Genomic DNA, 6,539 nt, shown 5'->3' with positions numbered 1-6,539 from the left:
GTTACCTGGATTCTAACCGGAGGATGCACTATGTCACACGACTCCCTCGACGGCCCCGAAACACAAAGACGTCGCCACCGAACGGGTTGTCTTCAAGGACCGACTGGACCTTTGCGGCCAGCCCCTGGAAGCTGCAGCGCATGTCGGTCACACCGGCGGCAATCCAGATGCGTGTGCCCGCCGGCAGGCCGATCATCGCAGGCACTCGCGCAGGAACTGCTCGGCACGTTCCATCGACAGGCCACGAATGCGCACACGGCGTTTGCCAACCTCGATCTCGACTCACACCCTGACGGCTTCACGCCATGCACGCCATCTGCGGGCTCCGGCGGCAGTGCACGTCCCGCAGGCAACTGCGCGGGTGAATCGATGACGTGGACCGGCAGCAGTTCGCTGCATTGCGACGGCGGAATCGTCGATGCCGGCAAGCCCAGCCTGCCAAGGCGATGCAGCCGGCGCCACTCGAACACGATGTTGTCGTTGATGCCATGCTTACGCGCGACGGCGGATACGGAGCTTCCTGGTTGCAGCGTTTCCAGCACGATCTGCTGCTTCAGCTCCAGTGAATACACGCGGTGGGTGCGGCGAGGTGCGCCGGCTTCGTTATCTAAGGTTTCTGACATGTTGGCCGATCCGGAGAATGGAACATGGACACCATTTCATTCGGCATCCAGACTGAGTCCGGATCATGCAACGCGCTCACGCGAAACAGCGAACGGCCTTGCTGAGTTGCTTACGCTTCATCAAAGACTGGGTAGAAAAGAAGATCAGGCGCCACATGGGGCGCTCCCGGAATCGACGCGGCTTCGGCTGGAAGCGGTGGAGTAGGCGTTGGCTGTATGAGGAACTGAAGCTGTTCAACGGCTATCGTGTTCGTCGTGCTGCCGCACCGAAAGCGCGCCCAGCATGATAGGTCCCATAAATCCTGACATGAAGCAGACAGGAGAGCGTAGTGCCGGAAACCGGCCCGCTGCGTTCGACGTGGCGGGAGCTGGAAACGTGACTATGGTTGCCGGATTGCGGGCCATCGCGAAAGCGGTGGAATCACCACCGGCGCCTACCGGTGCGCGCGCCAGTTCTCGACCCTACCTGCGAGGGCCTGCGGGTGCGATTCCCGTGGGCTACTCACCTAGAGTCATACTGACTTGCTGATGCCCTGCAACCGGGCTTTGCCTCCCGAGGAGTATTGACGGGGCACCAGCCCCAGCCCACGCCGCAAGATGGCGTCCGTTGGAGAACTGTTTGGCATCGCCGATGGCGCCAACAACGGCGCTCGCAGTTAGCGGACCGGCACCCTCGATCGCGGTTATCTTGCGGCACAATGCCGAGTTCTTTACGAAGTCCTTTATCGCCACGTCGAGCCATTGAATCCGAGCTTCCAGTGCCTGCAGATGTTGCAGCATGTCGGTAAGCAGCGCCTGGCAGAAAGTCGTCAGTTCGGAGCTCTCGTTGCTCAATAAGGTCGGGATGGCTCGTTTGAAAGCCTGCACCGAGCGCGCAACGATTAGGCCGCGCTCGGCCATCAGTCCTCTGAACTGATTGACAACCTCCGTGCGCTGGCGCACCAAGACGGCACGCATTCGATGCACGGCCTGGATGTCTTCCTGTTCGACCGATTTAACGCTAACAAAGCGCATCGACGGACGCGAGGCTGCCTCCACGATTGCCTCTGCATCGTTACGGTCGTTCTTGTTTGTCTTCACAAACGGCGTCACATATTGAGGGCTTATCAAGCGGACCTCGATACCCATGCCGATAAAGTGACGCGCCCAATGATGCGCTGAACTGCAAGCCTCCATCGCTACGACTCGCGGGCGAAGCATTTGAACGGTCTCGATCAATGCTCCACGCCCGACCTTGGAGCGGTGCACCGCGCGTCCGCTGCGTTCAGCGCCGTGAAGCTGGAAGATGTGCTTGGCAAGATCAATGCCGAGAATATCGATTTCCATGACGAACCTCCCAAGTAGTCTCGCTAAGACGACATTCAGCAGTATCGCGCTTCCCCGAAGGGGCGTCGGGTCCATCTCAGTAAATCAACACCGCGATATCAAGACCGAAGCGGATGCAGCGATGCAAGAGCTTGGGCAAAAACAGATTCTTGACGATTCCATTGATATCTCGAGCCGGCCAGCTAGGGTCGACTTTCCCCGCCGCCCTCCGGTCCTGCGCCGAAGTCCGGTTGCATGGTTGTAACGAGGACTTTCGATGCATCGCATCAAGTAAGGATTGCAAGCCGGGGTATCCATGCATAGCGATCGTTATCGCTAGCAAAGTTCGTTTCTGCTACTGCCAGTCGTCTCTATGTTAAGAGTTCCGTATTTTTCAAATACTTTGGCGAGCGCAGCGTCTATTTTGGTTTTGTTCTCTTTGTATTCGACCGATTTCAGACATGATTGCTCCATCACAAATCGATTCACAGCAGTTGATCCTGGCAGGACCTCCTCCAAGTCAAGATTGGGCAGACTTGACTTGTAATTCAAGGCGTAAGATACCAAGGGATGTATTACACAAAATTTGTGCCCTTTAGCGTCATAACCAAAGCTTTGAAACATTGTCGAGTAGTCCACTGTCCCTCCATTCAGCTTGGCGACAAGCTTCTCTTCCTCGACTGTCAAAGGCTTCTCTTGCAGCATTGTTGCCGTGTCTTTGTTCACTTCGCCAGGACGGTAGATTGACCTCAGATCGGATACATGGCATGACCGAAACGTAAATACGTCGACGCTTCCTCCCGTCGGATAGTTCTCGGCGCACATGCGCTCAATTCTCAACCGCATCAAGAGTTCGACTTCCTTGTCATTCAAGTCCGGCATGCTGTTCCACTTGGCCGAATCCCAATCACTTGGAAGCCCATATATTTGGTTGAGCAAACTGGCATCCTGCTTAGTAACACGATGTTGCTGTACACTATTCAAAGCAGCATCGAACTCGTCGTTGAAATAAGAAGAGTAGTTGTGTAGCATGTCTGCCTTAATATTACTCTTCAATTCGTCAAGACTCATATTTGGGATGAAAGTCGATTGGCCATGCATGGAGACGTCCAATCCTATGCCATTCTCCCTGAACGTTATCTCACCATGCTTGTTAGATCGGACGGTAATGGAGCGCTCCTGCTCGTTCGCGTTTTCAGTCAGTATTGCCTTGGCCAAATTGGCATATTCATCGGTCTTTTCCCTCGAATTTAGATGGCTGTATAGAGCATATATGCCTGCAGCGATACCGAAAGTCAACGCGCTCAGAATCCGCCCGACTATGTCGGTGCTGTTCTTCATAGCGAATTTTCCGGCCGCCGATATGCCATGATTCGTTGCACGGCATATTGAATTTAAGGACATTCCACCCACGATTAACACCTTTCTAGTCACACTGCAGAAGCGGTTGAAACCCAACTACGCGAATGCCCGACAATCAGCACTTGAGCTGTTGCATTGAAGTCGAGCGCTACCGGGTCGGGACCCTACCTCATGATCCCCGCGGGTGGTCGGACGAGCTTTGGCATTTCCTCATAATTTACGTTTTTTGCGCAAGTGGCAGTGCCATGCATGGACGCGCCCGGTTTGCCAAGCTTCATGGTTGCGACGTTGCAGAGATCCTGACTACAGCCAAGCATCCGGACTTTAGTGCCGGGCCGTAAAGCGGAGTAATATCGCCGGCCAATACCCCAGGACGGGGCTGGAGCCTTAGAGTTGACGAGATTACTCCGCTTGCCAGCGAAGTAAAATCGTCACTTTCCCGCTCGTCCGAGAGCATGACTTCCCCAGGCAGGCCGAACACATGGTCAACGTTTTGCTCAGCTTCGAGCCGCTACTCCTGCCGCGTCCCCGTGGGCGCGCACGGTATGACGTCTTCAGTCCAAAGCTCGGGCGACGCCTGACGCTCGACAAGCGCGCGCCTTCGAAGCCTGGCTGATGTTGGAGGGAGATCCCGCTTCAAAGACATTCTGTGAACGGCCAGGCTTCATGGCAGTTCACGGGCAACGTCGCGTCGTCGACTTTTCGACGACGCCTGATGGTTACGAATGCCTGGCCCCTGCCATCGAAAACGACACATATAAGCGATCGCCCGCGAAACCTTATTGACTTTGACCGGAAGCGTTCGCCATGCAACACATCGATGCAGCCGAAAGGGCCTCTGAGCCTGTCTGGACTGGAAACTGGCAGCGAATCCTGCCCGTGCTTGTCGCCGCACGCGATATCGTCGAGCCTTCGTTGGCCGATTCGTTCGAGCGCTTTGTCGCGTCACCTCAATCGCTAATGATGATTGAGGTGATTTTTCTGCGGGCGACCCCGCCCGTCCGCGCAGTCTTCGAACTTTTACGCCCCGGCCGCATCCCGGCTCAGGAGTTGCACACCGAAAGCTAGCCGTGTATGACGCGCTTCGTTGCGATCCGAACCACATCATGAGTCGCCGCAAATCTGATTTCCAGGCAGTCGATCTCGCCTCATGGCCGACATGACCTTGACAGAGCTCAACGCTACCGTGCGCGATCGCGTCCGGAGACATGTCGGCGCCATTGAGCGTTATGCGAGCGGAGAAACAGCAGCGAGTATCGAGAACGCCACTGGAGTCAACCGCAGACAGCTCCACCCGCTTCTCGACAGGGCACTTTCGCTGCACGCCGACGGGTGATAATAAGGCTTTCGTGCACTTGCCGTTTATGCGCGTGTGACGGAATATACTCGCCTGCTACCCGTCACCTTGCGTAGCGAACGGGACGGTGCCGTCGGTGCCTTTTCCTTGCTGCTCGATCAGTATTCAGGCTCGCTGCCTGGCTCGTCTCTTCCGCGTAAAGACCGAGCTGTTGCGCGGCTTCGGAACGTCGCAGTTGCTGCCTGTGGCTTACACCTGAGGGTCGGCCGCATGCTGACGATACACTTTCTCCAGCGGCGACTCGCCCGTATCAGGCCGTCGAATTAGACGGTCACCTCGCGATCCGCTCGGATTCGAGCATGAGTTTGAGATGGAGCGCGTATGGCTGCTCGTGATCATCGACGTATGCGCGCGGGTGGTACTCGTCTGTCACCTGGCGATGACGCGGGAATATAGCCCGCTATACCTTGATAGACAATCGCTAACGCGGTGTAGCCGCAGTCAGTGCCCGTCTTTACCCTTCCCGGACTCGTCTGCCAGCCGCAGGATTCTTGAAACGCCCGCATCGAGGAGAGCCATAGAGCGCCTGGCCGTTGAGACCATCTCCAAGGACGCTAGGATTCGGCGGCCTAACGGGAGGCTGTGGGAGGACTAAGGCCAACGAGGCTAAAACGATCAGAGCAACATAGCCTAAGGATGCAATGCCACTTTCAGGTTTAGACCCGATTCGCCGTTGCAGACTCCGGCGGCAACATATGGTCCATGAATAAGGTACTGGACCCCTTTCTCGTCTTGCGCTGGATAGCGGAGCGGGTGCACGAACCTCGATGGGCTGCGGAAGGGTCCCTGTTGATTGGCAGCCTAGACGTTGGCGCAATACGTGCACGCGCTTTCACCAGCGGAACAGCCGTGGCGATCACTTTGCAGCGTCCCGTTTCGAATGTATCCGATGTCTGCTTGATGCTCGCCGCCACACCGGAGGCGTGCGATGACGCCCTTTATATTGTAGAAACCGGCTCTGGCTACTGCGCCGCTATCCTGTTGTTCTGACGGAAACCGAACTAGATCTGCTGTTCCAGCAGCAACTGGCGCTCGTGGCCCTGTTGGCTGCGCGGGGAGAGGGTACGACACGCATTTTGCCCATCGCAGGGGGGTACGCATGAGACTCTTTCTGCTGGTAGCCGGATTCCTGATCGCCTGTTCTACAACAGCACAGCCCGTTACTTGGCGCGGTCCGCCATTCTTTCTCTCTAGTCACGGTACCACAGTAGCTTCGGTACTTCGAAGTATCGGCGCCAACTACAAGTTGCCCGTCGTAGTAAGTGCGAAGATTACCGAGCCCTACGTCGGGGAGTTACATGACAATCCGCCAGGTAGTGCGTTAGCAGAGCTGGCCAGACTTTATCAGCTATTGCCTTATTACGATGGCAGCACGCTCTATGTGTACAAGGCGACGGAGGTGGATCGGGTCACGCTTATCCCCAACTACTTAGGTGTGGGCGAACAGTACGGGCTAGTCGAGTCAAGCGGTTTGTTGGACGACGCCTCTTGTCAACTGCGAACTATGAGTCACTTCAACGCTCTGCAGGTGAATGGAGTGCCTGTGTGTTTAGCTCGGGTGTCTGCTCTTGCGAAGCAGCTTGATGAGCAAAAGCTATATCAGGAACAAGACAAGGAAACGATATCGCTTTTCCCGCTCAAGTATGCCAACGCCGCCGACACGAGTTATACCTATCGCAATCAACCAGTGGTGGTGCCTGGGGTGGTATCGGTGCTGCGCGAAATGGCGCAAGGCAAGACTTTATCGCCGTCAGACGGTAAATCTGCGGCCACGGCCGGCGCAACCGGTCTGCCGGCGTTCTCCGCAGACATGCGTCAGAATGCAGTGCTGGTGCGCGATCGAAAGAAAAATATGGGGCTGTACGTTGATCTAATTCCGAAGTTGGATCAAC

6 protein-coding genes and 2 pseudogenes are annotated in these 6,539 nt (G+C 56.1%); 4 read left to right on the top strand and 4 right to left on the bottom strand.

Going from position 1 to position 6,539, the window contains the following annotated elements; all coding sequences use genetic code 11:
• Positions 1–28 precede the first annotated feature (28 nt).
• The 4 genes and pseudogenes from tnpB to P0D80_RS48055 all read right to left on the bottom strand — a co-directional run bounded on the left by tnpB (position 29) and on the right by P0D80_RS48055 (position 3,269).
• On the bottom strand, positions 29–142 hold the full coding sequence (tnpB, locus tag P0D80_RS48070) for an IS66 family insertion sequence element accessory protein TnpB (RefSeq protein WP_408295281.1): 114 nt from the start codon (positions 140–142) through the stop codon (positions 29–31).
• Positions 143–454: 312 nt separating this feature from the next.
• Positions 455–554: pseudogene (locus P0D80_RS48065) on the bottom strand (transposase); the annotation flags it as partial.
• A gap of 590 nt (positions 555–1,144) precedes the next feature.
• Positions 1,145–1,949 (bottom strand): annotated as a pseudogene (locus P0D80_RS48060) (IS110 family RNA-guided transposase); the annotation flags it as partial.
• 315 nt (positions 1,950–2,264) lie between these two features.
• Positions 2,265–3,269 (bottom strand): T3SS effector SopD family protein, encoded by a 1,005-nt coding sequence (locus P0D80_RS48055; RefSeq protein WP_408295279.1) that lies wholly within the window; start codon positions 3,267–3,269, stop codon positions 2,265–2,267.
• Positions 3,270–4,097: 828 nt separating this feature from the next.
• Here P0D80_RS48055 and P0D80_RS48050 point away from each other — a divergent pair.
• The 4 genes from P0D80_RS48050 to P0D80_RS48035 all read left to right on the top strand — a co-directional run.
• Entirely contained in the window at positions 4,098–4,358 is a 261-nt protein-coding gene (locus P0D80_RS48050) for a hypothetical protein (protein ID WP_408295276.1), read from the top strand.
• A gap of 82 nt (positions 4,359–4,440) precedes the next feature.
• On the top strand, positions 4,441–4,626 hold the full coding sequence (locus tag P0D80_RS48045) for a hypothetical protein (RefSeq protein WP_408295273.1): 186 nt from the start codon (positions 4,441–4,443) through the stop codon (positions 4,624–4,626).
• A 723-nt stretch (positions 4,627–5,349) separates the two neighbouring features.
• Complete coding sequence (locus tag P0D80_RS48040) at positions 5,350–5,637, top strand: hypothetical protein (RefSeq protein WP_408295270.1); 288 nt, start codon at positions 5,350–5,352, stop codon at positions 5,635–5,637.
• A 109-nt stretch (positions 5,638–5,746) separates the two neighbouring features.
• Positions 5,747–6,539, top strand: a 793-nt coding sequence (locus P0D80_RS48035; RefSeq protein WP_408295267.1) for a secretin N-terminal domain-containing protein, incomplete at its 3' end; no start/stop codon positions are given.

Origin of the sequence: Paraburkholderia sp. RL17-373-BIF-A (assembly GCF_046030175.1) — a bacterium.
In the GTDB taxonomy this organism is placed as follows: domain Bacteria; phylum Pseudomonadota; class Gammaproteobacteria; order Burkholderiales; family Burkholderiaceae; genus Paraburkholderia.
Note: the sequence above shows the minus strand (reverse complement) of the source record. Positions and strands in the feature narration are given on the sequence as shown.